The 24,823-nt window shown below is 71.1% G+C and carries 21 protein-coding genes and 1 pseudogene; 11 read left to right on the forward strand and 11 right to left on the reverse strand.

The genetic code is table 11. From position 1 onward, the window contains the following. Positions 1 to 215: 215 nt before the first annotated feature. The 3 genes from ACWCRD_RS00905 to ACWCRD_RS00915 form a co-directional block, all read right to left on the reverse strand. Positions 216 to 2,060, reverse strand: a complete 1,845-nt coding sequence (locus tag ACWCRD_RS00905; RefSeq protein WP_450963826.1) for a glycoside hydrolase — start codon at positions 2,058 to 2,060, stop codon at positions 216 to 218. A gap of 11 nt (positions 2,061 to 2,071) precedes the next feature. Next, positions 2,072 to 3,316, reverse strand: a complete 1,245-nt coding sequence (locus ACWCRD_RS00910) for an ROK family transcriptional regulator (RefSeq protein WP_450963827.1) — start codon at positions 3,314 to 3,316, stop codon at positions 2,072 to 2,074. Positions 3,317 to 3,443: 127 nt separating this feature from the next. Then, positions 3,444 to 4,697, reverse strand: a complete 1,254-nt coding sequence (locus tag ACWCRD_RS00915; RefSeq protein WP_450963828.1) for an FAD-binding protein — start codon at positions 4,695 to 4,697, stop codon at positions 3,444 to 3,446. 110 nt (positions 4,698 to 4,807) lie between these two features. Here ACWCRD_RS00915 and ACWCRD_RS00920 point away from each other — a divergent pair, with 110 nt between their 5' ends. From ACWCRD_RS00920 to ACWCRD_RS00935, 4 genes are all read left to right on the forward strand, one after another. Then, the gene (locus ACWCRD_RS00920) at positions 4,808 to 5,815 is read left to right on the forward strand and encodes a hydroxyacid dehydrogenase (RefSeq protein ID WP_450963829.1); all 1,008 of its coding nucleotides are present in this window, start codon (positions 4,808 to 4,810) and stop codon (positions 5,813 to 5,815) included. A gap of 89 nt (positions 5,816 to 5,904) precedes the next feature. After that, positions 5,905 to 6,567 (forward strand): pyridoxamine 5'-phosphate oxidase family protein, encoded by a 663-nt coding sequence (locus tag ACWCRD_RS00925; protein WP_450963830.1) that lies wholly within the window; start codon positions 5,905 to 5,907, stop codon positions 6,565 to 6,567. Positions 6,568 to 6,625: 58 nt separating this feature from the next. Further along, positions 6,626 to 7,945, forward strand: coding sequence for a radical SAM protein (locus ACWCRD_RS00930; RefSeq protein ID WP_450963831.1), 1,320 nt, complete (start codon positions 6,626 to 6,628; stop codon positions 7,943 to 7,945). A 216-nt stretch (positions 7,946 to 8,161) separates the two neighbouring features. Then, positions 8,162 to 9,643 (forward strand): cellulose binding domain-containing protein, encoded by a 1,482-nt coding sequence (locus ACWCRD_RS00935; RefSeq protein ID WP_450963832.1) that lies wholly within the window; start codon positions 8,162 to 8,164, stop codon positions 9,641 to 9,643. Between the two features lie 85 nt (positions 9,644 to 9,728). Here the strand turns inward: ACWCRD_RS00935 and ACWCRD_RS00940 are convergent, their stop codons facing one another. From ACWCRD_RS00940 to ACWCRD_RS00950, 3 genes are read right to left on the reverse strand one after another with little or no spacing between them, the layout of a single operon-like run. Continuing rightward, complete coding sequence (locus ACWCRD_RS00940) at positions 9,729 to 10,727, reverse strand: ABC transporter substrate-binding protein (RefSeq protein ID WP_450963833.1); 999 nt, start codon at positions 10,725 to 10,727, stop codon at positions 9,729 to 9,731. Positions 10,728 to 10,739: 12 nt separating this feature from the next. Next, the gene (locus ACWCRD_RS00945; RefSeq protein ID WP_450963834.1) at positions 10,740 to 11,804 is read right to left on the reverse strand and encodes an ABC transporter permease; all 1,065 of its coding nucleotides are present in this window, start codon (positions 11,802 to 11,804) and stop codon (positions 10,740 to 10,742) included. Next, positions 11,801 to 12,607, reverse strand: coding sequence for an ATP-binding cassette domain-containing protein (locus ACWCRD_RS00950; RefSeq protein WP_450963835.1), 807 nt, complete (start codon positions 12,605 to 12,607; stop codon positions 11,801 to 11,803). Before ACWCRD_RS00950 ends, ACWCRD_RS00945 begins: the two co-directional genes overlap by 4 nt. 145 nt (positions 12,608 to 12,752) lie before the next feature. Here ACWCRD_RS00950 and ACWCRD_RS00955 point away from each other — a divergent pair, with 145 nt between their 5' ends. The 4 genes from ACWCRD_RS00955 (at position 12,753) to ACWCRD_RS00970 (ending at position 17,214) form a co-directional block, all read left to right on the forward strand. Beyond that, on the forward strand, positions 12,753 to 13,769 hold the full coding sequence (locus tag ACWCRD_RS00955) for a LacI family DNA-binding transcriptional regulator (protein WP_450963836.1): 1,017 nt from the start codon (positions 12,753 to 12,755) through the stop codon (positions 13,767 to 13,769). Between the two features lie 231 nt (positions 13,770 to 14,000). Then, a complete protein-coding gene (rsgA, locus tag ACWCRD_RS00960) occupies positions 14,001 to 15,098 on the forward strand; it encodes a ribosome small subunit-dependent GTPase A (RefSeq protein WP_450963837.1) in 1,098 nt (365 codons plus the stop codon). Positions 15,099 to 15,310: 212 nt separating this feature from the next. Further along, positions 15,311 to 16,705, forward strand: a complete 1,395-nt coding sequence (locus tag ACWCRD_RS00965; RefSeq protein WP_450964346.1) for a DNA-3-methyladenine glycosylase 2 family protein — start codon at positions 15,311 to 15,313, stop codon at positions 16,703 to 16,705. Continuing rightward, complete coding sequence (locus ACWCRD_RS00970) at positions 16,705 to 17,214, forward strand: methylated-DNA--[protein]-cysteine S-methyltransferase (RefSeq protein WP_450963838.1); 510 nt, start codon at positions 16,705 to 16,707, stop codon at positions 17,212 to 17,214. Before ACWCRD_RS00965 ends, ACWCRD_RS00970 begins: the two co-directional genes overlap by 1 nt. Here ACWCRD_RS00970 and ACWCRD_RS00975 read toward each other — a convergent pair. Together ACWCRD_RS00975 and ACWCRD_RS00980 are read right to left on the reverse strand one after the other, a co-directional pair. After that, entirely contained in the window at positions 17,211 to 17,588 is a 378-nt protein-coding gene (locus tag ACWCRD_RS00975) for a PPOX class F420-dependent oxidoreductase (protein ID WP_450963839.1), read from the reverse strand. The two genes, ACWCRD_RS00970 and ACWCRD_RS00975, sit on opposite strands and share 4 nt — an antisense overlap. Before the next feature lie 67 nt (positions 17,589 to 17,655). Beyond that, on the reverse strand, positions 17,656 to 18,138 hold the full coding sequence (locus tag ACWCRD_RS00980) for a DUF456 domain-containing protein (RefSeq protein WP_450963840.1): 483 nt from the start codon (positions 18,136 to 18,138) through the stop codon (positions 17,656 to 17,658). A 184-nt stretch (positions 18,139 to 18,322) separates the two neighbouring features. On the opposite strand from ACWCRD_RS00980, the gene ACWCRD_RS00985 reads away from it, so the two are divergent. Next, positions 18,323 to 19,843: a PP2C family serine/threonine-protein phosphatase gene (locus ACWCRD_RS00985; protein WP_450963841.1), complete on the forward strand. Its 1,521-nt coding sequence runs from the start codon at positions 18,323 to 18,325 to the stop codon at positions 19,841 to 19,843. A 64-nt stretch (positions 19,844 to 19,907) separates the two neighbouring features. Further along, the gene (locus ACWCRD_RS00990; protein WP_450963842.1) at positions 19,908 to 21,650 is read left to right on the forward strand and encodes a pyruvate dehydrogenase; all 1,743 of its coding nucleotides are present in this window, start codon (positions 19,908 to 19,910) and stop codon (positions 21,648 to 21,650) included. On the opposite strand, the gene ACWCRD_RS00995 is transcribed toward ACWCRD_RS00990, so the two are convergent. Continuing rightward, positions 21,651 to 22,943 (reverse strand): helix-turn-helix domain-containing protein, encoded by a 1,293-nt coding sequence (locus ACWCRD_RS00995; protein WP_450963843.1) that lies wholly within the window; start codon positions 22,941 to 22,943, stop codon positions 21,651 to 21,653. A 322-nt stretch (positions 22,944 to 23,265) separates the two neighbouring features. Between ACWCRD_RS00995 and ACWCRD_RS01000 the strand changes: the two genes are divergently transcribed. Further along, entirely contained in the window at positions 23,266 to 23,727 is a 462-nt protein-coding gene (locus ACWCRD_RS01000) for a hypothetical protein (RefSeq protein WP_450963844.1), read from the forward strand. Here ACWCRD_RS01000 and ACWCRD_RS01005 read toward each other — a convergent pair whose 3' ends face one another. Together ACWCRD_RS01005 and ACWCRD_RS01010 are read right to left on the reverse strand one after the other, a co-directional pair. After that, the gene (locus ACWCRD_RS01005; RefSeq protein WP_450963845.1) at positions 23,728 to 23,991 is read right to left on the reverse strand and encodes a glycosyl hydrolase-related protein; all 264 of its coding nucleotides are present in this window, start codon (positions 23,989 to 23,991) and stop codon (positions 23,728 to 23,730) included. Next, positions 23,886 to 24,730, reverse strand: a pseudogene (locus tag ACWCRD_RS01010) (glycoside hydrolase family 38 N-terminal domain-containing protein); the annotation flags it as partial. The gene ACWCRD_RS01005 and the pseudogene ACWCRD_RS01010, both read right to left, overlap by 106 nt. Positions 24,731 to 24,823: the final 93 nt, after the last annotated feature.

Raw genomic sequence — 24,823 nt, forward strand, 5'->3', positions numbered from 1 at the left:
CGGCTGCGGCTCCACGGCTCCAGCGCACCTGGCTGCTACGTGGCTCGAATTGCGTTGTGGTGCGGGGACGTTAACCTTCGGCTAAGGCTTCGGCAAGGGGTTGGACGAAGTCTGTTCGAAGCGTTAAATCCGGTTCGGAATCCCGAACATGGGGGTGGTGCGGGGGGTGAGGGCCGCCGGGTCAGGGTGTGGCCGGCGGCCCTCGGTACAGGCGGCTAGGCCTTGTTCCAGACCTCGTTGGTGCCGCCGTTGCAGCTGTACAGGATCACTTTGCTGCCGTCGGCGGTCGCCTGCCCGCTGACGTCCAGGCACTTGCCGGACGCCTCGCTGAGGATCTGGCCGTTGGCGTTCAGCAGCCAGCGCTGGCTTGCGTCACCGGTGAAGCCGGCGGTCGTCGTCAGGCCCGAACTCCCGGCGGTGAGATAGCCGTTCGGGCCCTTGAGGGCGCCCTTGCCGTCGTACGACCACGACTGCTCGGTCCCGCCCGTGCACGTGCTGATGGCGGCCCCGGTGGCGCCCGCGGTCAGGCACTTGCCGGACTGCCTGCCCTGCAGCGCACCCGTGATCGCCGAGCTGCCGTGACCCTTCTGGTCGAAGACGTACGTCGTGACGGAGCGGGCCGCGAGGGTCGTGGACGCCGTGCCGCCGCTCACCGTCGGCCTGGCGACGTTCGCCCAGTCCTCGGTGGCCGAGGTGCGCACGGCCTGCGCGGCCCGCACCGGCGTCTTGTTGTTGAAGTGCAAACTCAGCGGGGTGTCGGTGGAGTTGTGGTTGTTGACCACCACCACCCACTTGCCGTTCCGGTCGTACGACGACACCTCGACGCCGTCCGGCGCCCCGGTCACGTTGTGCGCGACCGAGCCAGGCCTCACGAACCTGCTGTACTGGCCGAGCGCGTAGTACCGCTTGGTGAAGTACAGCTTCTGGTTGCCGTTCGTCGCGTAGTCGGGGTCGTAGTAGATCAGGCCGTCGTTCCAGCCCGTGTCGTTGCGCTCGGTGGGGGAGGTGCCGTAGCCGCTGGCCAGGGCCACCCACCACTGGAACGCCGAGTCGTGCGAGCTCGCGAAGTCCTTGTAGATGATCCGCGACATCAGCAGGGCGTTGTCGATGGTGGGGTCGTACTCCTGGTTCCAGCCCGTGCCGCCCTTGCCGAAGCAGCAGATCTCGGTGGCCCAGGACTTCTTTCCGACCGCCCGCGACGTCTCGTAGACATTGCCCAGCTGGCCGTCATTGGGGTTGTTGTAGGTGTGGTGGGCGAGCGCGGACACGTACTGCGCGGTGCCCGGCTGCGAGATCCACTGCGGCAGCTCGTCGGTGAACTGGGTGGTCTTGCTGGACTCGTCGGCGATGATCGACGTCTGCTGCTTGCGGGCCCGCTGCTCGGCGCCCAACGCCCGCACGATGTCGTCGCGTTGGTCGACGGTGACCTGCATGCCCTCCTGGCCGCAGTCCCCGAAGTTGTTGTCCGGTTCGTTGAACGGGCTGATGTAGTCCAGCTTCACGCCCTGCTCGGCGAAGTGGTCGGTCACGTCCGCCACGTACTTGGCGTAGTCCGACTCGTTCTCCGGCTTCAACTGACCACCGCAGCTCTGGCCGTTGGTCGTCCACTGCGCGGGCGCGCTGTTGACGAAGCCGATCAGATCCTTGACGCCGTACTTCGCGGCGTACTTCAGGAACGTACGGCCCCCCTTGTCCTTGCTCCAGTCGTACGACCCGTCGGGGTTGAGGAAGTCCTGGGCGGCGCGGGCCGGGGTGGTGACCGCGGTGCCGCCACCGCCGATGTTGTAGCGGTACGAGGAGAGGGCCAGGCCCTGCTGGGAGAACAGCAGACCGGCGACCCGGGCCTGCACCTCCGGCTTGAAGTGCTGCAGGTCGTTGACCCACCAGGCGCCCGAGGCGCCGATGTCGTCGATGGTCTGGGCGGCGTGCGGGGAGACCTCGGCCGCCGTGGGGGTGGCGGCCGAGGAGGGCGGGGCGGATATCAGGGGACCCGCGACGGCGAGCGCGGCTGCCGCCGTCAGGAGGACCGATCTACTGGGGTGGGGGTGAGTCACGTGCATCCCTTCCGTCGTCATGAAGGTGGTGCGGTACGGCTCCTTGCGGGGGTGGTGCGTTTCGCATTCCTCTGCCCGACGGACTGCAGCGCGCCTTCCAGCGCGAACGTCGCCGCACCCAGACACGCCGGGTCGGTGGGGATCGGGGAGAGGACGATCTCGGTGGCGGCCATCGGCCGCGGCAGCGCGTGCCGGGCGACGGCCTCGCGCACCTCCGCGACCAGGGGCTCGCCGAGGGCGGCCGCGACCCAGCTGCTGAGCACGACCACTTCGGGGTTGACCAGGTTGACCAGGTCGGCGATGCCGGCGCCGAGATAACGGGCGGTGTCCCGGACCACCTTGACCGCCACCGGGTCGTGCTCGCGCATCCCCTGGGCCAGCGCGGCGATGGTGGCCGTCTGGTCCTCCGGATGCAGCAGCGGGCTGCCGGGGCTCAGCTCCCGCAGATTCAGCATGATTCCGGGCGCTCCGACGTACGTCTCCACGCAGCCGTGGTTGCCGCAGTGGCACAGCCGGCCGTCCAGGACGATCGTGTTGTGGCCCCACTCGCCGGCGCTGTTGCTGATCCCGCGGTGCAGTCCGCCGCCCAGGACGAGCCCGGCGCCCACGCCGGTCCCGAGGGTGACCACGACGGCGTCCTGGCGGCCGCGGGCGGCCCCGAACCACAGCTCTGCGACGGCGACGGCGCGCAGCGGGTTGTCCAGGTACAGGGGGTAGGCGATGTGCTCGGTGAGCAGGTCGAGCAGCGGCACGTCGTGCCAGTCCCAGTTCGGCGCGTACTCCGCGATACCGGTGGCGCGGTCCACCTGCCCCGGCACGCTGACGCCCACGCCCAGCACCCGCGCACCCTCGATGCCGGCCTGCGTGACCACCGAGCCCACGGCGGCGGCGACATGACCGACCAGCTGCTCGGGGAGGCTCTCGCCGGGGCGGACGTCCTCCTCGGCGCGGGCGAGGACGTTCAGCGCCAGGTCGAACAGCTCGACATGGACGTACGTCTCCGCGATGTCGACTCCGATCAACGCGCCCCCCGACGCATTGACCGCCACGAGACCCCGGGGGCGGCCGCCCGCCGAGTCCTCGAACCCGACCTCGGTGATCATCCGCAGATCGAGGAGCTCGCCGACCAGCGTGGCGACCGTCGCAAGGCTCAGACCCGTGGCGGCCGCCAGCTCCTGCCGGGAGGTGGGAGACGCGGCGATGATCTGGCGCAGCACCTCGTAGCGGTTCGCGGTGCGGATGTCACGTGATGTGCGCTTCAAAGGTCGCCCCCGGTTCTTTCAGGCCAGGCGCACCGGGCACGTCGGCACCGGCGCGGCGCAAGGCTATGGCCTGCGGGGGACTTTCGACAAGGGGTTAGGAAAGGGGGTTTATAAAGCCCTTCGCAGCTCAGTCGTCCAGCAGCGTCCGCACAAAGGGGTTGGCGAATTTTCCGTCCCCGTCCAGCGCCCGCGCAAGCGCCCGGAAGTCGGCCAGCCGGGGGTACCGGCCGCGCAGCACCGCCGTGGGCGTGGTGAAGACCTTGCCCCAGTGCGGGCGGGCGTCGAACGGGTCCAGTGCCTCCTCCAGCCGCCGCACCACCGGCAGCACGGCCTGCGTGTCCTCGACCCAGGTGAAGTGCGCTGCCACGGTGTCCCGTCCGTAGGCCGGGCTCAGCCACTGCCGGTCGGCGGCGACCGTGCGTATCTCGCAGGTCTGCAGCACGGGGGCCACCGTCGCCCGGATCCCGTCGAGGGCGTGCAGCACGTCGACGGCGTGCTCCCGCGGCAGCAGATACTCCGACTGCAGCTCGGCCCCGCTGCTCGGCGTGAACTCCGCCCGGAAGTGCGGCAGCCGTTCGTGCCAGGGCCCCGGCACCCCGAACTGCTCCGTGCAGTTCACGGCCGGCATCCCCGGCACGGGGTGCAGCTTCTCGGTCGCGGGCGCGGCCCACGGGAAGTCCGGGAGCGGCTGGTCGGTGCGCCGCTTGAGCCACACCTGCCGGAAGCCGGGCTCCCGCCAGTCGGTGAACAGGCTCACGCTGTACGCCGCCGCCGCGATCGTCTCGAACGTCTGCGGGTCGAGCCCGGCGAGGGGGAGTTCGGTGAAGACGTGCTGCTCGACCTCGAAGGCGGGCTCCAGGTCGAGGGTGAGGGTGACCACGACGCCGAGCGCGCCCAGCGAGGTGACGGCACCGTCGAACCGTGCGTCGCCCCGCGCGATCCGTACCGTGTCCCCGTCGGCCGTGACCAGCTCCACCTCGCGCACCGGTGTCGCCAGCGATCCGTTGGTCACCCCCGAGCCGTGGGTGCCGGTCGCCACCGACCCGGCGACGGAGATGTGCGGCAGGGAGGCCATGTTGGGCAGCGCGAGCCCGTGCGCGTGCACCACGCGGGCCAGTTCCGCGTACCGGACGCCGCCCGAGACCCGTACCGTGCGGGCCGTGGTGTCCACATCGATCACCGGCGGCAGTCCGGCGGTCGAGAGCAGGGTGCCCTCGGCACCGGGCTCGGCGATCTCGTTGAAGGAGTGGCCGCTGCCCAGGACGCGGACCTTGGCGCTGCCGGCCACGAGGGTTCTGAGCCCGTCGAGCGAGTGGGGGCGGTGCAACTCCTTTGCCGCATAGGTGATGTTGCCTGCCCAGTTGGTGACCGTCTCCGTCATTCCCTGTCGTCCCTCCGACGAGTGCGTGTGCATTGACCCTCTCATCTGCCGCGACCTACCGTGGACAGCGTTTTCTACAACTTTTTCGCCGAAGCCGGAGGGCCCACCCCTTGCCCGAGCGTCCCCAGGCTCTGTTCGCCATGACCGCCGAGAACCTGCCGCTCGTCTTCCCCGCAAGGGTCCTCGCGCGACTGCGCGAGGCGGTGGACATCGATCCGGGCCTGATCGCCGAGGACTTCGCCGGGCCGGGCGTGCGGGAGGTGCTCGCGCGCACCGAGATCCTGGTCACCGGGTGGGGCTGCCCGCGCCTGGACGCGGCCGTCCTCGACGCGGCGCCGAAACTGCGCGCGGTCCTGCACTCGGCGGGCTCGGTGAAGGGCTTCACCACGCCCGAGGTCTGGCGACGCGGCATCGCGGTCTCCTCGGCCGCCGCGGCCAATGCGCTGCCGGTCGCCGAGTACACCCTCGCGATGATCCTGCTCGCCGGGAAGGACCTCCTGGGCGCCCGGGAACGCCTGCGCACCACACGGGCCCACCCCGGCTGGGGCGTCGTCCCCGGCATCGGCAACCACGGCCGCCGTGTCGGCGTGATCGGGGCCTCCCGCATCGGCCGCCGCGTCATCGAGTTGCTGGCACTTTTCGACCTGCGGGTGAGCCTCACCGACCCGTACGTCACCGAGCCGGGGGCGGCCGAACTCGGCGTGGCGCTCCTGTCGTTGGACGACCTCCTGCGGACGTCGGACATCGTCACGATCCACGCGCCCGAGACACCGGAGACCCACCATCTGATCGGCCGCAGGGAACTCGCCCTGATGCCGGACGGGGCGACCCTGATCAACACCGCGCGCGGCGGCCTGGTCGACCACGAGGCCCTGGTCGACGAGGTCCGCACCGGCCGTCTGAACGCCGTCCTCGACGTCACCGACCCCGAGCCCCTGCCCGCGGACTCCGCGCTCTACGACCTCCCGGGCGCCTTCGTCACCCCGCACCTCGCGGGCTCCCAGGGCAACGAGCTGTCCCGCCTCGGCATGACGGTCGCGGAGGAGGCCGCACGTCTGTTGTCGGGCGGAGAGCTGGCCCACCCGGTGGATCCAGGGGCTCTGGAGAGAGAAGCGTGAGCTGCGAATTTCGTCGACATGACCGTATGTCGCGAGGTTATCCGTAAATCTCTGGCGCAACAGCTGCGATATCGGTAGCGTCCAGTCGTGTGACGCTCGAACCGCTCCCCGAGACCGACCTCACCCGCCACCGCCGCCTGCGCGAGCAGGGCAGCCTGGACCGTGCGGACCTGGACGCGATCCTCGACGCCGGGTTCGTCTGTCACCTGGGTGTGGTGGTCGAGGGGCGTCCGCTGGTCGTGCCCACGGTCTACGGGCGGGACGAGCGGCAGCTGTACCTCCATGGCTCGGTGGCCAGCCGCAGCCTCGCCGGCGGCACCCCGGTCTGCGTCACCGTGACGCACGTCGACGGCCTGGTCCTCGCCCGCTCGGTCTTCGAGCACGGCGTCAACTACCGCAGCGCGATGATCCACGGCGAGGCCCGCAAGGTCACCGACCCCGAGGAGAAGCTGGAGGGCCTGCGCCGGCTCACCGAGCACGCGACGCCCGGCCAGTGGTCGTACGCCCGCCTGCCGAACCGCAAGGAACTCGCCGCCACCACCCTCCTCGCCCTGTCCCTCGAAGAGGCCTCGGTCAAGATCCGCACCGGCCCGCCCGACGACGGCGAGGGACCCGACGCCGAGCTGGGCCTGTGGGCCGGAACCCTCCCCCTGACCTCGGTCTGGGGCACCCCCGTCGCCGACCCGCTGCTGCCACCGGACACCCCCGTACCAGGACACATCGCTCGCCGCGGGGGGACCCGGCACGGCTGACGCGCAGACGAAGGCATACCGTGAGGAGTCGAACGCCTGAGCCGGAAGGAGAGTCGGGATGGGCAGCCGTACCGCACTGGTCGAGGATCTGATGGAGCGTTTCCCGCACGTACCGCGGGAAGCCGTCTTCAAGGAGGACCTGCTGCGTGGAGGCGTGGCCTTCGACCCGTCCGCGCTCAGCGACAACGAGTCCGGCGAGGTCAAGCCGAAGTCGTACTTCATCTTCTCCTTCGACCACGGCACCCTGCCCGAACTGGGCGAGGCCGCGCTGAGGCGTCCCCCGGAGGAGATCATCCTCACCGGCGGCCCCTACGACCTGCGCCGTACCGTCGTCTCCGTACGAGTGAACCCGACCTCGCCCTACCGCGTCGCCGCCGACGACGAGGGGGTGCTCGGGCTCTACCTCGACGGCAAGCGCATCGCGGACGTCGGCGTGCCGCCGATGCCGGAGTACTACCGGCACAAGCTCTCCAACGGGAAGTCGGTCATGGAGGTCGCCCCGACCATCCAGTGGGGCTATCTGATCTACCTGACCGTCTTCCGGGTCTGCCAGTACTTCGGCGCCAAGGAGGAGTGCCAGTACTGCGACATCAACCACAACTGGCGCCAGCACAAGGCGGCCGGGCGGCCGTACACCGGTGTGAAGGACGTCGACGAGGTCCTGGAAGCGCTGGAGATCATCAACCGCTACGACACCGCGAAGGCCTCCACCGCCTACACCCTCACCGGCGGCGCCATCACCTCCAGGCTCCAGGGCCGTGACGAGGCCGACTTCTACGGCATGTACGCCAAGGCCATCGAGGAGCACTTCCCGGGCCGCTGGATCGGCAAGGTCGTCGCCCAGGCGCTGCCCAAGGACGACGTGCAGCGCTTCAAGGACTACGGCGTGCAGATCTACCACCCCAACTACGAGGTGTGGGACGAGTATCTGTTCAAGATGTACTGCCCGGGCAAGGAGCGCTACGTCGGCCGCGACGAGTGGCACAGGCGGATCCTCGACTCGGCGGAGGTCTTCGGCGCGCGCAATGTCATCCCCAACTTCGTGGCGGGCGTGGAGATGGCCGAGCCCTTCGGGTTCAAGACGGTCGACGAGGCCATCGCGTCCACCACCGAGGGCCTGCGCTTCTTCATGTCGCACGGCATCACGCCCCGCTTCACCACCTGGTGCCCCGAGCCCACCACCCCGCTCGGCAAGGCCAACCCGCAGGGTGCGCCGCTGGAGTACCACATCCGGCTGCTGCAGGCCTATCGCCAGACGATGGAGGACTTCGGCCTCTCCTCGCCGCCCGGATACGGCCCGCCCGGACCCGGCCGCGCGGTGTTCTCCGTCAGCTCGTTCATGGACAGTCTCCCGGCACAGGAGGCGGCCGAGGCGTGATTGGCGGACGGGGATCTTGAGTCAAAACGGGTCCCCGTCCGTACAAGAGGCCGGAGTTGTGTCCTCCGGCCGGTTCACAGGTTCCGTCAGGGCAACTGAACACAGCGCTTGTCAGTTGTGTTGAAAACGTGAAAGGCTCCTGTCCTGCCGCGAGGTTCCCCCCAACTCCTTCGCCGAAATTGGTGAGTTGACCTCGCTTGTGGATGCAGGAGACTCATGCCCGACCTGCCGAACCCGAAGGACGCCGCCGAAGCCGCGCTGTTCTCCGAGTGCTGGGACGCGGTGCTTTCCTACGCCGATCTGTGCACGGCCGGCGCCACCGCGGCCACTCAGCTGGCCACGGAGGCGTTCGCGCTCGGTATCCGCGAGGTCCGCGCCGCCGAGACCGGGGGCGCCCGGAGCAACGGCCGCCGCACGCCCCGGCTCCCCGTCATCCCCCTGCTGCTCACCGCCGTACGCACCACGGCGGCGGCCTGGGAGGCCGACGGACAGGGCCAGGACCTCGATCCCGACCTGCGCCTGTGGCTCAACTCGGAGAAGGCCGCCCGCTATACCGGCCCCCCGCTGCGCCGCCCGATCGCCCTGCGCGGTCTGCGCGACCTCCAGGAGGCGGACGCGGCGCTGCTGTGGCTGTCCGAGGTGGAGTCGTTGCCGCGGTCCGTGGTGGCCCGCAGGCTCGGCCTCGACCCGGCCCTCGTCGGCGAGGAACTCGACCAGGTGCGGGACCTGTTCAGGGACCGCTGCCACCGCAACCACCTCGATACGCCGATGGACGCGCAGTGCCGCAGCTATGCGCGCCTCCTCGACGCGATCACCAGGTCGGCCGCCGCCGACATCCCGCCGGACCTCTCGCGGCACCTCGCCACCTGCGTGGACTGCGCGGAGGCCGCCGCCTGTCTGCGTCCCCAGGGCGGCGGGCTGTCCGCGGCCCTCGCCGGCGGTGTCATCGGCTGGGGCGGCCTCGCCTACCTGGAGCGCCGCCGCCGGGCCGCCGAGGTGCGCCTCGGGGTGGGGCGACCGGAGGCAGGAGACGGGCAGAGCGGCGAACCGAAGGCGGTCATCGACCGCGCACGCGTCGTCCGCGGCGGGCTGCTGGTGGCCGCCGTCATGGTGTCGCTGCTGGCGCTGGCCACGTCGATGATGCGGTTCGGCGGCAGCGACAACGAGGCCGCGAGCAGCGACGCACCGGCCGACAGCAGCCCGGTGGCGGCCCCGCGCCCGTCCCTGCCGTCCGCCACGCCGACCCCGACGCCGAAGAGCGCCTCCCCGAGCCCCTCCGCGACCCCGACGAAACCCGCCGGGGGCAAGCACTCCGACCCGGAACCCCAGGGCACCTCCGCCACCACGCAGAGCAGCGCCCCGGATCCCGGCACCAGTGCGTCCGCCACCTGCAAGGCCGCCTACCACCTGGACAACCAGTGGACCGACGGCTTCCAGGCCACCGTCACGGTCACCACCGCCGACGCCCTCGACACCTGGCGCGTCGCCTGGTCCTACCGGGACGGCCAGAAGGTCGGCCAGATGTGGGACGCGAGCGTCTCCCAGAACGGCTCCAGGGTCACCGCGACCGCCGCCGACTACAACAAGGCCGTCCCCGCAGACGGCAAGATCACCTTCGGCTTCCTCGGGTCCTGGCAGGGCAGGAACTCCTCGCCGTACGACTTCACCCTCAACGGGCTGGCCTGCACGAAGAGTTGATCTCGTACGGCTCGTGACAGGCGCCGCGACCGGGTGAACCCGCCAGAGCCACCCGGTCGTTCGACGCCGACCTCCAGCAGCCCGGTCAGCAGCCCGACTTGTAGAAGTACCTGCTGACCGACGGGTCGTTCATGTTCGCCTTCGTGATGGCGACCATGTTGGTGCCGATGGACTTCTGGGCGCTCTTGCCCTCGAAGGCGGCCGCCAGCTGGTCGACGGCCTCCCTGCCGATCGCCGCCGGGTCCTGGGCGACGAGGACCTGGAGCGTGCCCGCCTTGAGCGAGGCGACCTCGTCGGGTTCGGCGTCGAAGGCGGCGACCTTCACCGCGCCCTGCTTGCCCGCCTGCTTGAGGCCGGTGGCGATGCCCTGGCCGGTGTTGGTGTTGCCCGCGAAGACACCGCCCAGGTCGGGGTGGGCCGCCAGCGTCGACTGGATCTGGGAGGCGGCGGTGGCCGGAAGGTCGTTGTCGTAGAGCGTGGGCAGCATCTTGATCTTGGGGTACTTCTTCATCTCCTCCGTGAAGCCCTTGATCCGGGCGTCAGTTGTCGAGACACCGGGCTTGACGCTGATCACGATGGCCGAGCCCTTCTCGCCCATCAGCTTGGCGAGCGCGTCGGCGGCGACCCGGCCGCCCTTCTCGTTGTCCGAGGAGATACGGGTGATGCCGATCGAGTCGTCGGTGACCGTGGTGTCGACCAGTGCGACCTTGGTGCCCGCCGACTGGATCTGCTTCAGCGACGGCGTGAGCGCGCTGGTGTCCACCGGCGAGATCATCAGCCCGTCCGGCCGGGAGGCCGCCACCGAGTCAAGAAGCGGGCGCTGCACCGACACGTCCCACTGCGCGGAACCGTCCGCGCCGAAGTCCATGCCCTTGGCCTTCGCCTCCGTCTTCGCCGCGCAGGTCATGGTGATGTAGAAGGGGTCGCTCTTCACGCCGGTGATCAGCCGCACCTTCTTGTGCGCGGCCCCGCCCGACGACCCCGACCCGCCACCGCTGGACGAACTGCACGCGGCGGCCCCGGTGAGGGCCAGTACGGTGCCCGCGGCGACCAGTGCGCTGCGCCTGCTGCGAATGCTCAACATCGAGACATCTCCTCAATCTTGCTCTCGGGTCTTCCTGCGCATCTGGTCGACGTAGACGGCCGCGACGAGCACCACGCCCACCGCGACGTCCTGCCAGTACTGCTGAACACCGATGACGATCAGTCCGGTGGTGAGCACGGCCGGGATGAACACACCGATCACGGTGCCCAGCACCGAGCCGCGCCCGCCGAAGAGGCTGGTGCCGCCGAGCACCACGGCGGTGATCACCTTCAGGTTGTCGGTGGAGTGCCCGGCGATCGACGTCGTGCCGTACGAGGCCAGCCACATCACCGCGCCGAGCCCGGCCAACAGGCCCATCAGCCCGTACACCGTCACCAGGTGCCGGCCGACCCCGATTCCCGCACGCCGTACGGCAGTCGGATTGGAGCCGATGGCCAAGGTGTGCGTGCCGAACCTCGTCGCGCCCAGCACCAGCCCGAACACGGCCGTCACCACCGCGGCCAGGACCACCATCCAGGGAATGCCGAGCACCTTCCCGAAACCGAGGCTGTTCTGCAGATGCGTGGCCGCCGCACCCGCCGGGTCCTGGCCCCCGGTGGCGAGTTCGGCGATCCCCAGCGCCGCTCCCAGACCGCCGAGCGTCACGATCAGCGGCGGCACCTTCCCGGTCGCCACCACCGCGCCCTGCAGCACACCCCAGCCCGCGCCCACCGCAAGGGCGATGACCGCACAGACCGCGACCGTGCCCCAGCCGGCGTCCGGCCCGCCGTGGTGGATGTTGTACTCGCCGGCGGCCACCGCGGACAGCACCAGCACCGAACCGATGGACAGATCGATGCCCGCCGTGATGATCACGAAGGTCATGCCCACGCCCAGCACCAGGTAGATGGCCGCGTTCACGGCGATCTGCGTGAGGTCGTACTGGGTGAAGAACTTGCCCGGCGCGGCGATGGTGAAGAACAGGACCAGCACGACGAGGATCACGAAGGTCCACAGTTCGCTGATGCCGGCCGCCCGCCGCAGCCAGTCCGGTACGGTCCTGCCCGCGCCGTCCGACGCGGGCGGGGCCTGCTGCTGTGCCGCGGCCGGCCGGACTTCCTTGCTGTCGGCGGTCATCGCCCGTCCTCCGCTTTCCCCAAGGACCCGTTCTGCCCGGCCGGTTCGTCCAGCGAGCCGGTCATGGCCCCGACCAGCTCCTCGATCGTCGTGTCCGCCGCGGTGAACGAGGCGACCCGGCGCCCGAGCCGCAGCACCTCCACCCGGTCCGAGACCGACAGCACCTCGGGCATGTTGTGACTGATCAGCACGACACAGATGCCCCGGTCGGCGACCCTGCGCACGGTGTCCAGGACCCGGGCGCGCTGCACCACCCCCAGCGCGGCCGTCGGCTCGTCCATGAAGATGACCTTGTTCACGAACGCGACCGCACGCGCCACGGCCACCGACTGTCGTTGACCGCCGGACAACGTTGTCACAGGAGCGGTCACATCTTTCAGTTCCACGCCCAGCTCCGCGAACGCCTTGACCGCCTCCCGTCGCATCGCGGGCCGGTCGAGTACGCCGAGGCGGCCGAGCAGCCCGCCGCGCACGACCTCCCTGCCCAGATACAGATTGGCCGCCGCGTCCAGATCAGGTGCGAGCGACAGATCCTGGTAGACGGTCTCAAGTCCGTGCCGCTGGGCGTCCATCGGCCCGCCGAACCGGACCGCCCGCCCCTCCACCCGCACTTCGCCCTCGTCGGGTGCGAGCACTCCCGACAGGACGTTCACCAGAGTCGACTTTCCTGCGCCGTTGTCCCCGATCAGGGCGACGACCTCGCCCGCGTACGCCGTGAAGTCGGCGCCCTGCAGCGCCTGGACGTGACCGAAACGCTTGACCACACCGTGCGCCGCGAGAAGTGGTTCCCTTGCAGAGGCCATGTTGTGCCTTCGCGTTGGTATCGTTAACAGTTCGTCGATTCTGGGAGCCCCATGGGTGGGCGTCAAGGGTCGCGTGTGACCTGTTCCCAAGAGGTTGCACAGCGGCCCGGGAACTGCCCGCCCGACTGCCGAGGAGGACTGCGGCGTGGTCGGCCGCCCCACGATGAAGGACGTCGCCGCCGAGGCGGGCGTCAGTGCCATGACGGTGTCCCGTGTGGTCAACGGCGCGGGGAGCGTGGCACCGCGGACCGCCGCGAGAGTCGAGGCAGCCGTCCGCAAACTGGGCTACCAGCGCGACGAGTTGGCACGCCAGCTGCGCCGCGCGGACCAACCCAGCCGGACCATAGGCCTGTTGGTGGACAACGTGGCCGACCCCTTCATGGCCGCCGTCGCCTCCGCCGCCGAGGACGTCGCCCGTCGGCGCGGCAGCGTGGTGCTCATCGGCTCCAGCCGCGCCGACCCGCGCCGCGAGCGCGAGGTCGTCGCCGCCTTCACCGCGCGCCGCGTCGACGGGCTCATCCTCACGCCGGCCGCGGGCAGTCACCGTTTTCTGCGCCCGGCCCAGGCACAGGGCACCAAGATCGTGTGCGTGGACCGGGCCGCACCCGGCCTGGACGCCGACACCGTGGTGGTGGACAACCGCGCCGCGGTCGAGGAGGCCGTACGGCACCTGATCGCGCACGGCCACCGCCGTATCGGCTACCTCGGGGGCCGGCCGGACATCTGGACCAACGGCGAACGCCACCAGGGCTATCGGGCCGCACTTCAGGGCGCGGGCATCACGGCGGACCCCGGGCTCGTCCGCCACGGTCTGCGCTCGGCGCCGTCCGCCGCCGAGGCCGTCAACGCCCTGCTCGCCTCCGCCGAGCCGCCCACCGCCCTGCTCGCCGACAACGAGAACCTCGCCTTCGGCGCGCTGACGGTCCTGCCGCCCCAGATCGCCTTCATCGCCTTCGACGACTTCCCGCTGGCCGAGCGGCTGACACCGCCCGTCACCGTCATCGCCCAGGATCCCGTCGCGCTCGCCACCACGGCCGCGCACGTCCTGTTCGCCCGCATCCACGGGGACACCTCACCGCCCCGCACCCTCGTCATGCCGACGGAACTGATCAGGCGGGGATCGGGGGAGGTGCCGGGGCCCTACGCCGGACGGGGGCGTTGAGCGGCTCCCCGAATATTCCGTGGCGCCCGGCGGGCGTACGGCTCTATGGTGAGCGTGCATGGAGCGGTGGCCGGTGGCCGCCGCTGTCGAACGAGTGTGGAACCGGGAGGTGTTGACCGATGGCTGTCTTTGCGACGAGCGCTGCCCGCATCCAGATCATCAAGTCCACCTCCGTGGCCGTCGGCTGACCTCAACTCCTTTCGCCGAGGCCACCCTTGTGAAGGGTCACCCTTGACTTCCAGCTCGGCTTCCCCTGTTTTCACCGCGCTCGCCCCCTACGGCTGGGACGAGGCATGGGCGGACGCGTTCGCCCCCCACGAGCCCGAGGGGCTCCTGCCCGGACGTGTGATCCGGGTCGACCGCGGCCAGTGCGACGTCGTCACCGCCGACGGCGTCCTGCGGGCCGACACCGCGTTCGTCACCCCGCACGACCCGATGCGGGTCGTGTGCACCGGCGACTGGGTCGCCGTCGAACCCGGTGGCAACCCGCGCTACGTACGGACGTATCTGCCGCGCCGTACCGCCTTCGTGCGCTCCACCTCCTCCAAGCGGTCCGAGGGGCAGATCCTCGCCGCCAACGTCGACCACGCGATCGTCGCCGTGTCCCTGGCCGTCGAACTCGACCTCGGGCGCATCGAACGCTTCCTGGCCCTCGCCTGGGAGTCGGGCGCGCAGCCGCTGGTCGTGCTCACCAAGGCCGACCTGGTGCCGGACGCGGTGACGCGTGCACATCTCGTCCAGGACGTCGAACTGTCCGCGCCGGGCGTGAGCGTGCTGACGGTCAGCGCCGTGGAGGGGGACGGGCTCGACGTTCTCGTGGGCCTGGTCTCCGGCGGTACGTCCGTGCTGCTCGGGCAGTCCGGTGCGGGGAAGTCGACCCTCGCCAACGCGCTCCTGGGCGAGGAGGTGATGGAGGTGCAGGCCGCGCGGGACGTCGACGGCAAGGGGCGTCATACGACGACCACCCGCAACCTGCTCGCCCTGCCCGGCGGGGGTGTCCTCATCGACACACCGGGGCTCAGGGGCGTCGGCCTCTGGGACGCCGAGAGCGGGGTCGGACAGGTCTTCTCCGAGATCGAGGAACTGGCCGAGCGGTGCCGCTTCCACGACTGCGCGCATGATGCGGAGCCGGGGTGTGCGGTGCGGGAGGCTGTCGAGAGCGGGGAGTTGCCGCATCGGCGGCTGGAGAGTTACCGCAAGCTGATGCGGGAGAACCAGTGGATCGTGGCCAAGACCGATGCGAGGGTCCGTGCGGAGCTTCGGCGGGAGTGGAAGCGGAGGGGGTCCGCGGGGCGGGCGGCGATGGAGCTGAAGCGGGGGCGGCGGTAAGGGCGCCGGGGGTGGGGGGCGCCGTCTGGGGGCTGCCGCCCCAAGGCCCCCGCTTCGGCCTGAACGGCCTCGTCCTCAAACGCCGGACGGGCTGAGATCAGCTGACCTGGCCTTGTGCATGCACGCCGATGGCACCGCCGCCAGCCATCGCGTACTCCACGTCCGATTTCCGCCAGCCCCGTCGTCCCGTGCGGCGGAGACTGGAAGGCGTGATGGACGAGGACAGCAGGTACGAAGCCGTTCGGAGCCGGGATGCCCGGTTCGACGGGGAGTTTTTCTTCGCCGTCGCGACGACCGGGATCTACTGCCGGCCGAGTTGCCCCGCGGTGACGCCGAAGCGGCGTAACGTCCGGTTCTTTGCGACGGCCGCCGCCGCGCAGGGCTCGGGGTTCCGGGCCTGCCGGCGGTGTCGGCCGGATGCCGTGCCGGGGTCGGCCGAGTGGAATGTGCGGGCGGATGTGGTGGGGCGGGCCATGCGGCTCATCGGGGACGGGGTCGTGGACCGTGAGGGGGTCAGTGGGCTTGCCGCGCGGCTCGGGTACAGCGCGCGGCAGGTGCAGCGGCAGCTCACCGGTGAGCTCGGGGCCGGGCCCGTCGCTCTCGCCCGGGCCCAGCGGGCGCACACCGCCAGGGTTCTGGTGCAGACGACGGAGCTGCCGATCACGGAGATCGCGTTCGCGTCCGGGTTCGCCAGTGTCCGGCAGTTCAACGACACGATCCGGGACGTGTACGCGTCCACGCCGAGCGAGCTGCGGGCGGCCGCTCCCAGGGCCGGTCGGCGTGCGGCCACCCCGACCGCGGGGATTCCGCTGCGTCTCGCGCACCGGGGGCCGTACCAGGCCGGTGCCGTCTTCGATCTGCTCGCGGGTGAGGCCGTGGCTGGGGTCGAGGAGGTGAGTGGGGCGCGTGGGCGGCGGACTTATCGGCGTACCCTGCGGCTACCGCACGGTAGCGGCATCGTCGCCGTCGACGAGCGGGCCGGGGCCGCGAGGTCAGCGTCCGGAGCCCATCCCGGTGGCTGGCTGGACGCCCGGCTGCATCTCACCGATCCCCGTGATCTGACCACCGCCGTGGGGCGGCTGCGGCGGCTCTTCGATCTCGACGCCGATCCGTACGCCGTCGACGAGCGGCTCGGCGGGGACGCGCGGCTCGCGCCGCTGGTCGCCGCCCGGCCCGGGCTGCGGTCGCCGGGGGCCGCCGACCCCGAGGAACTGGCCGTGCGCGCGCTGGTGGGGCGGGCGGAGGCCGAGCGGCTCGTACAGCGGTACGGGAAGGCGCTGGACGCGCCGTGCGGCAGCCTCACCCGTCTGTTTCCCGAGCCCGCCGTCCTCGCGGCGGCCGAACCGGACGCCACCCTGGGCGCGCTCACCGCCGCCCTCGCCGACGGCGCCGTACGCCTGGATCCGGGCGTCGACCGCGACGAGGCCGAGGCCGCCCTGCTCGCCGTGCCCGGCATGGACGCCGGTACGGTCGCCGTGATCCGCACCCGGGCGCTCGGCGATCCCGACGTCGCCCCGCCCGGCCCCGGCGTTCCCGACAGCTGGCGCCCCTGGCGCTCGTATGCCCTGCAACACCTGCGTACAGCGAGAGAGTGGGACCGATCCTGATGAGTGTTCTCTGGAGCCGCTTCGACAGTCCCGTCGGGCCCCTCCTCCTCACCGCCGATCCGGAGGGTGCTCTGACCTCCGTGTCCGTGCCCGGACAGAAGAAGGGGCCTGAGGTACAGGCCGATTGGCGGCTCGAGCCCGCCGCCTTCCGTGCTGCCGAGGAGCAGTTGGCGGCCTACTTCGCCGGTGAACTGAAGGAGTTCCGGCTGGAGTTCAGCACCGCCGGGAGCGAGTTCAGGGAGCGGGTGTGGGCCGCTCTCGACAGCGTTCCCTACGGGGTGACCACCAGCTATGGCGAGATCGCCGCACGGATCGGGGCCCCACGGGCTGCCGTACGGGCCGTGGGCGGCGCGATCGGCGCCAATCCGCTGCTGATCGTCCGGCCCTGCCACCGGGTGATCGGAGCGGACGGTTCGCTGACCGGGTATGCGGGCGGCCTCGAACGGAAGGTGCAGCTGCTGACGCTGGAAGGTGTCCTGCAGCCTCCCGCGACCGGGCCGGCCCTCTAGTCCTGCTGGTCCTCCAGGCCCCAGCTGTGGATCCGGCGCGGGTGGATACGGATCAGCTCCTCGCTGAAGTGCGGGCCCAACTCGTGGGGGCCGGTGAGGAGTTCGGCCTCGCCCCGGATGTCGACGCCCCGTACCTTCCACGGGCGCAGGCTCACGATGTCGTCGACGACCAGGGCGACCTTGGGGTTCCGCCGGAGGTTGCGCCACTTCTTGGTGCGGCCCAGGGCGTAGCCGCCGATCAGGATGGTGCCGTCGTCCTGGGGGAAGAAGCCGACCGGGTTGGCCTGCGGCTGCCCGTCCGGGTCGACGGTGGCCAGCCGCCCCAGGCGCTGCGACTTCAGATACGCGCGTTCCGCCTCGCTGAATTCGGTCATGGGAGCAGCGAAGCACGCCCGGCCCGCGCCGCACATCGGATCCTCGGCCTAGTCCCGTGGCCCTACGTCAGCCCCAGATCACCGCGCCCAGCCACGCCCCCGCGATCAGCAGACAGGTGAACAGCTCCGCCAGCACGCTGGAGCCGCCCGAGCGCATCGCGGTGCGCAGGGCCGCCTTCGCCTCGCCGTGCCGGCCGAGGCGAAGGCGTTCGTACAGGTAGATGCCGCCGATGAAGCCGGGGATCGCGCCGAGCACGGGGACGAGGCAGAAGCCCAGCACTGCGCCCGCCCCTGCGCAGACCCACATCCGGGGGGTGGCGCCGCTCTCGCGCAGCCGTCTGGGCGGCAGGGCCCAGCGCACGACCTGGGAGAGGAACATCGCGAGGGTCGTGCCGACCAGGATCCACCAGGACACCGGCTCCGTGGACTTCAGCGCCCACCACAGGACCGCGGCCCACACGAGCCACGATCCGGGCACCCCGGGCACCAGCACTCCGCACAGGCCGAGCAGGAGGACCAGTCCGACCAGCAGGAGGTCCCACACTCCCATCTCACCAGAGTGCCGGAGGGACGCAGGAGACGCAGGTCAGCGATCCGGCCCCGGGTCACACCGGCCACTCTTTCCGCACCGCCGTTCGACGGCTCACCCTCGATGCCCGCCTCATGCGGAGTGCTGTGCCGGTTTTTCCTGATGCCCCGTTTTCATACCGCCCATGCGGTGGACAATTAGGGGCATGAGCCAGCAGGGGGGAAGTCCCACCGGTGAGGACGACTGGTGGGGGCAGCTGTACGACGAATCCACCGAGGACACGGGCCCCGCAGCCGCGCCCGACACCGTGGACGACCGGTTCGCCTCGGTGGCCGGGGCCATGGGCGCCGAGGCCGGGGCGGAGGGCGTGGACGAGGGGTTCGGCCGGCGGGGGGCGCCCTGGGACCTCCCGCCCCCGCCCGGTGGCCGTACCTCCACGGAAACACCCGGCACGACGGTGCCCGAGTGGCGCATGCCCTCCGAGGCGAACAGCCCGGGTGGCGCGGCGGACACGGGCCCCGCCCGGGACGGCTCGCCCGCCGCTGCCGTCACCCCGGCGGGCCCGGATGCCGCGGAGCACCGCCCGCGCCATGCCGCGGACAACCCTCCGCCGCCGGCCGCCGACGGCACACTCCCGCGCACGGCCCGCCATCGCGCCGCCGACGAGCAGCCCGTCCCGCAGCAGGCCGCCGCCTCGCCGGTGCCGGCCCCCGCGCCCGCCCGTACCGCCACCCACCTCGACCTCCCCACCCTCCTACCGGCCTCCCTCGACTACGTCGGCTCGGGCCCGCCCACCTACGACGCCGAACCCACCGCCCTCCCGCCCGCAGACCCCGACGACCTCGACGACCTGGTCGCGGACACCGTGCTGGACGGCGCCCGCTACGGCGCGTGCACCCTCCGTGCCGTCTCCGTCCGCGGGGACTCCGCCCGCTACCGCGGCGAGCCGCGCCGCGACTCCCTCCTCACGGCCCGTTTCGGCACCGGAGAGCACGCACTGGTGCTGGTGGCGATGGCCACCGGCGCCCGCGCCACACCCGGCGCGCACCGGGCGGCCGCCGAGGCCTGCCACTGGATCGGCCGGGCCGTCGGCCGCAGTCATGCCCGGCTCGCGGAGGACATAAGGGCCGCCCGGCGCGGCGATCTCAAGTCGGGTCTGCACCGCCTCACCGACCGCAGCCTCGGCAAACTCCGCGCCAGCGCCTCCGAGCAGGGGATCGAGCCCGAGGAGTACGCGGCCACCCTGCGCTGCCTGCTCCTGCCCGCCGACCCCGAGTGCCGTACGCGCGTCTTCTTCGGGGTGGGCGCCGGCGGACTGTTCCGACTCCGGGACGGCGACTGGCAGGACATCGAGCCGCGGGCCGGCGAGGTCGCCGGCGAGCCCGTCGTCGGCTTCGGCTCGCTGCCCTCCGAGACCCCCGAGGGCGACCGGCTCACCATGGACCTGGGGATCCCGACCCCGCCGAGCCCGTACGAACCCGCCCCCGAGCCGCCTCGCGAGCCCTTCCGGTTCCGTGCCTCCGTCGCCCGCCCGGGGGACACGCTCCTGATGTGCAGCGGCGGCCTCGCGGAGCCGTTGCGCGGCGAACCCGATCTGTGCCGGTATCTGACGACCCGGTGGTCCGGGCCCACCCCGCCGGGCCTCGCCGCGTTCCTCGCCGACACCCAGGTCAGGGTCAAGGGGTACGCGGACGACCGTACGGCCGCCGCGGTTTGGGAGGCGTGACGGCCCGGCGTATGAATTCATGGACCCACAGGGATCCGCGGAGACCGAAGGGCATGAGTGCGCCATGGCCAAGCAGAACGTCGCCGAACAGTTCGTCGACATCCTCGTCCGCGCCGGGGTGAAGCGCCTTTACGGCGTCGTCGGCGACAGCCTCAACCCGGTCGTGGACGCGGTGCGCCGCAACGCCGCCATCGACTGGGTGCACGTGCGGCACGAGGAGACCGCCGCCTTCGCGGCCGGTGCGGAGGCGCAGATCACCGGGACGCTGACCGCGTGCGCGGGATCCTGCGGCCCCGGCAACCTCCACCTCATCAACGGCCTGTACGACGCCCACCGCTCGATGGCTCCCGTTCTCGCCCTCGCCTCGCACATCCCGTCCAGCGAGATCGGCCTGGGCTATTTCCAGGAGACCCATCCCGACCAGCTGTTCCGCGAGTGCAGCCACTACAGCGAACTCATCTCCAGCCCCAAGCAGATGCCGCGGCTGCTGCAGACCGCCATCCAGAACGCGGTGGGCCGCAGCGGTGTCAGCGTCGTGACCCTGCCCGGTGACATCGCCGACCAGCCCGCCCCCGAGAGGGCTGCCGAGACCGCGCTCGTCACCTCGCGGCCCACCGTCCGCCCCGGCGACGCCGAGATCGACCGTCTCGTCGAGATGATCGACCAGGCGGAGAGGGTCACGCTGTTCTGCGGCAGCGGCACGGCGGGCGCGCACGCCGAGGTCATGGAGTTCGCCGGGAAGATCAAGTCACCGGTCGGGCACGCCCTGCGGGGCAAGGAGTGGATCCAGTACGACAACCCGTACGACGTCGGCATGAGCGGGCTGCTCGGCTACGGCGCCGCCTACGAGGCCACCCACGAGTGCGATCTGCTGATCCTGCTCGGCACCGACTTCCCGTACAACGCGTTCCTGCCCGATGACGTCAAGATCGCTCAGATCGACGTCAGGCCCGAGCACCTGGGCCGTCGCTCCAAGCTCGACCTGGCCGTGTGGGGCGACGTACGGGAGACGCTGCGCTGTCTGATCCCGCGGGTGGCTCCGAAGGAGAACCGGCGCTTCCTCGACCGGATGCTCAAGAAGCACGCGGACGCGCTGGAGGGAGTGGTGAAGGCCTACACGCGCAAGGTCGACAAGCACGTGCCCATCCACCCCGAGTATGTGGCGTCCGTACTCGACGAACTCGCCGACGACGACACGGTCTTCACGGTCGACACCGGGATGTGCAACGTCTGGGCCGCCCGCTACATCTCACCCAACGGCCGCCGCCGCGTCATCGGTTCCTTCTCCCACGGCTCGATGGCGAACGCGCTGCCGATGGCGATCGGCGCCCAGTTCACCGACCGGAACAGGCAGGTCGTGTCGATGTCGGGGGACGGCGGGTTCTCCATGCTGATGGGCGACTTCCTGACCCTGGTGCAGCACGACCTCCCCGTGAAGGTCGTCCTCTTCAACAACTCCTCGCTGGGAATGGTCGAGTTGGAGATGCTGGTCGCGGGACTTCCCTCGTACGGCACCGCGAACAGGAACCCCGACTTCGCGGCCGTCGCCCGGGCCTGCGGTGCGCACGGTATCCGCGTCGAGAAGCCCAAGGACCTGGCCGGCGCCCTCAAGGACGCCTTCAGCCACAAGGGCCCGGCCCTCGTCGACATCGTCACCGACCCGAACGCCCTGTCCATCCCGCCGAAGATCAGCGCCGAGATGGTGACCGGGTTCGCCCTGTCCGCCTCGAAGATCGTGCTGGACGGCGGGGTCGGGCGCATGCTGCAGATGGCCCGCTCCAACCTGCGGAACGTGCCCCGCCCTTGACTAACTGCCGACCGGCACCCACTGCCGTACGCCGTGGCCGTTCGTGCCGTACCAGTAGCGGGGCAGGCCCTTGATGCTGCTGGTGCGGAAGGGGCGGCCGTGGTCGTCGATGCGGACCGTGCCGGTGCGGCCCTGCGAGGACCAGTCGAGTTCGAGGTACCAGGAGCAGTCGTACGTCTGGGTCGTCGCGGTGACCAGCAGAACCTCCGGGTCCTGAGCGGAGACGCGGTAGGGGAACTGCACGGCGGGGGCGGGGTCTCCTCGGTCGTCGGCGCCCGAGACCGCGCGGGCGATGGGGCGGTTGATGTCGAGGTTCACGTCGAAGTAGCGCGGGCCGAGGCCGCCGCCGCAGCCCTGCGCCATGTCGTACGTGGTGCCCTTGAGCGGGGTGCCGCGGCCGACGACGCGGACCCGTAGGGCGTTCAGCACGACGGCTGTGGACGACTTGCCCTGCACCGAGATCTGCACCATCGTCTGCCGCCCGTGCACCGCCCCCTGCGTGGCCGCCCAGGCCGCGGCGTCCTGGGGCACCGGCGGCGGGGGCACCTGGTCGGGCTGTTTGCCGATGACGTAGTCGTGCGCGCAACCCCCGTCCCAGACCTGCGAGTCGGCGCTCCAGGCGAGGGGCACCCCGGTGAAGGCGGGCGCTCCGCTCTTCCCGCCGGCCGTCGCCCCGTCCTTCGAGGTGGGGTCGGCCGAAGCCGCTGCGCCTGCCGACGGTGAGGCCGAGGACCCGGTGGGGGAGGAGCTGGCCGCCGTGGCCGAGGGGCGGTGGGACGCGGGGGGTTCGGTGGTACGGGACTGTCCGGGGGCCTTGCCCGCATCGCCCGGCGAGCGGTCGGCCGACAGGGCGGAGAGGCTGCCGAACGTGAGGAGCAGTACGGTCGTCACGGCGGTCCCGAGGAGGGTTCGTCGGCGTCGGAACCAGGGAGGGGCCGGCGGGCGCACCGGCTGCTCCGGGCGCGACGGTCCCCCAGGGCTCTGGGCCTCCAGGACTTCTGTCGGCTCTGCGCCGGCCCCCTCACCCGCGGCCCGCGGCCGCTGCCGTGCCGCCACCGCGAGCAGCCACAGCCGGTGCAGTTCGAGCCGCTCCTCGGGTGTCGCCTCGCAGAAGGCCGCCAGCCGTTCCACGGGTGCGAAGTCCTGCGGTACCGCCTCGCCCGCGCAGTACCGGTGCAGCGTGGAGGTGTTCATGTTGAGGCGGCGGGCCAGGGAGCCGTAGCTCCGGTCCGTGCGGTCCTTCAGTTGCCGTAACAGCGTCGCGAACGCCTCGACGTCGTCCCGAGTCTCCAATGTTCCCCCGTCGTCCACCGCATCCCGTATCCCAGGCACTCATGTATCTGCACGTCAGGTGGGCTGGGATGGTTCCACCGTCGCGGATGGGGCGTCTGCCGTTGCGCCGGCCCGCCGTCACCGCCGATGCTCTTGGTGTCGCACCGACCAGGGCCGGACCGACCATCCGGCGTCGGGCGACGACCGATACCCATGCACTCGCTCACGGGTCACCCATGCCCAAGCGGACCAGGGCCGCCCTCCCGCCTCGGGGGTCGGGAGGGCGGCCCACAGCACAGTTCGACCGCTCGAACACCCAACCACTCGAAACGGGGAACCGAACATGAGCAGCAAGACCCGCACCGTCCTCACCGCCGGCCTTCTCGCCGTGGCCCTCGGCCTCGGTGCCACCGCCCAGGCCTCCGCCGGCGCCGCGCACAGCGTCAGCGGCAAGCCGTCCGACGACATCAGCCGGATCGCCGACTTCTACGGTGCCTACATCGACGCGGTGACCGACGAGGACAGCGGCAACCTCGGGGACGCGCTGCGCGCCCACTACCTGACCCCTGCCTTCCAGAAGGAACTGGCGGCATGGGAGGACCGGGAGCACGCCGACGGCGTCCTGCGCGCCCAGAACGTCCCCCTTGCCTGGAAGGTCACCGACAACGGCAGCACCGCGAACCGCACGGAGGCCGTTGTCACCCTCACATGGAGCCGGAACACATCCACCAAGCTGGTGGTGGACATGGCCCGCGACAGCCGCAAGATCTTCCACATCGGCGAGAAGGGTGCAACGGCCAAGTAGTCACTCCGGTCGCAGCCGCACCGTGAGGATCTGGAACGGCTGCAGCGCGAAGCTCAAGTCGCTTTCGTGTTGCGGCCGTTCCAGCAGGTCCGTCACCTCGGCCCGGCCCACCGGGAACCCGGGCGCCAGCGTGGCCCGCCCCCGTCCGCCGGGACTCGTAGCATTTCGCGGGTCGGGCCGCCGCCCCCGTCGTCCCAGCCGAACGGCACCAGCGAGCGCGTGGCGTGCCCCTTCTCGGCGCGTTCCGCGCGGGGGAGGAACCATCGGATTCCGGCCAGTTTTGCGAGCTGCGGGAAGGCCGCGGTGTAGCCGAAGGAGTCCGGCAGCCAGATCTCCTCCGTCTCAACGCCCAGTTCTTCGGCGAAGAACCGCTTTCCGTGCAGGATCTGCCGTGCCGGCGCCTCACCGCCGGGCATGTTGGCGTCCGCCTCCATCGCATCGACCCGGCGGGAGCCCAGTTGCCGTCCGCCACCGCCTTCTTGATCCGCTCCCAGATGTGCGGCGGGACGGTGAGCGCGGTCCGGCAGTTGGTGCATCAGTTCCGAAAGCACCTCGACGTCCAGCACCAACTGCCACAACGGTTCGTCGAGTACGGCGAGGTCGGCAGAGCGGAATCGGCAGATGAGCCGATCACCGGCGGTCAGGACGTCCCCCAGGTGCGTAGGTGCAAAGCCGTGCAGCACGGCCGGATCGGCGGCCTCCTCCTTCGCCGGTGAACCCGGGGGCGAGGACCGCCTCCACGCGGCGCCCGGCAACTCCTCGGGGACCCGGCCCGTCAACCGGAACCAACTCGTCGACCAGGGTTTTTCCCCCAGGCCGTTCCGGTCGTGAGGGTCTCGTAGTTGCGCGCTCCAGGCGCGCGCCTCCACCAGCGTTCGGTCGTCGTGCGCGGCGGCTCCCTCGGCGCTCGGACGGCTCTGTGGCGCCCCGCTCCAAAGGGTCCCTCCGTCCGGCCGGAACTGCGGCATCCGTGGCCGAACACCGGCCGCCCGAGGATGGACATGACTGCCGCGTGCCCAGTGGGGCATGGATCCCGTGAACGTGTTCGACAAGGAGGGGACCGATATCGGCACGCGGGCGGGGGTCATGAAGAGGC

Source organism: Streptomyces sp. NPDC002092 (assembly GCF_053593775.1).

What these genes read in the sequence shown, in the direction of transcription:
- ACWCRD_RS00905 (WP_450963826.1), bottom strand. Translation starts at nt 2,060, where the DNA reads ATGCACGTGACTCACCCCCACCCCAGTAGATCGGTCCTCCTGACGGCG.
- ACWCRD_RS00915 (WP_450963828.1), bottom strand. Translation starts at nt 4,697, where the DNA reads ATGACGGAGACGGTCACCAACTGGGCAGGCAACATCACCTATGCGGCA.
- ACWCRD_RS00930 (WP_450963831.1), top strand. Translation starts at nt 6,626, where the DNA reads ATGGGCAGCCGTACCGCACTGGTCGAGGATCTGATGGAGCGTTTCCCG.
- ACWCRD_RS00935 (WP_450963832.1), top strand. Translation starts at nt 8,162, where the DNA reads ATGCCCGACCTGCCGAACCCGAAGGACGCCGCCGAAGCCGCGCTGTTC.
- ACWCRD_RS00940 (WP_450963833.1), bottom strand. Translation starts at nt 10,727, where the DNA reads ATGTTGAGCATTCGCAGCAGGCGCAGCGCACTGGTCGCCGCGGGCACC.
- ACWCRD_RS00945 (WP_450963834.1), bottom strand. Translation starts at nt 11,804, where the DNA reads ATGACCGCCGACAGCAAGGAAGTCCGGCCGGCCGCGGCACAGCAGCAG.
- ACWCRD_RS00950 (WP_450963835.1), bottom strand. Translation starts at nt 12,607, where the DNA reads ATGGCCTCTGCAAGGGAACCACTTCTCGCGGCGCACGGTGTGGTCAAG.
- ACWCRD_RS00965 (WP_450964346.1), top strand. Translation starts at nt 15,311, where the DNA reads ATGGACGAGGACAGCAGGTACGAAGCCGTTCGGAGCCGGGATGCCCGG.
- ACWCRD_RS00970 (WP_450963838.1), top strand. Translation starts at nt 16,705, where the DNA reads ATGAGTGTTCTCTGGAGCCGCTTCGACAGTCCCGTCGGGCCCCTCCTC.
- ACWCRD_RS00975 (WP_450963839.1), bottom strand. Translation starts at nt 17,588, where the DNA reads ATGACCGAATTCAGCGAGGCGGAACGCGCGTATCTGAAGTCGCAGCGC.
- ACWCRD_RS00980 (WP_450963840.1), bottom strand. Translation starts at nt 18,138, where the DNA reads ATGGGAGTGTGGGACCTCCTGCTGGTCGGACTGGTCCTCCTGCTCGGC.
- ACWCRD_RS00985 (WP_450963841.1), top strand. Translation starts at nt 18,323, where the DNA reads ATGAGCCAGCAGGGGGGAAGTCCCACCGGTGAGGACGACTGGTGGGGG.
- ACWCRD_RS00990 (WP_450963842.1), top strand. Translation starts at nt 19,908, where the DNA reads ATGGCCAAGCAGAACGTCGCCGAACAGTTCGTCGACATCCTCGTCCGC.
- ACWCRD_RS01000 (WP_450963844.1), top strand. Translation starts at nt 23,266, where the DNA reads ATGAGCAGCAAGACCCGCACCGTCCTCACCGCCGGCCTTCTCGCCGTG.
- ACWCRD_RS01005 (WP_450963845.1), bottom strand. Translation starts at nt 23,991, where the DNA reads ATGGTTCCTCCCCCGCGCGGAACGCGCCGAGAAGGGGCACGCCACGCG.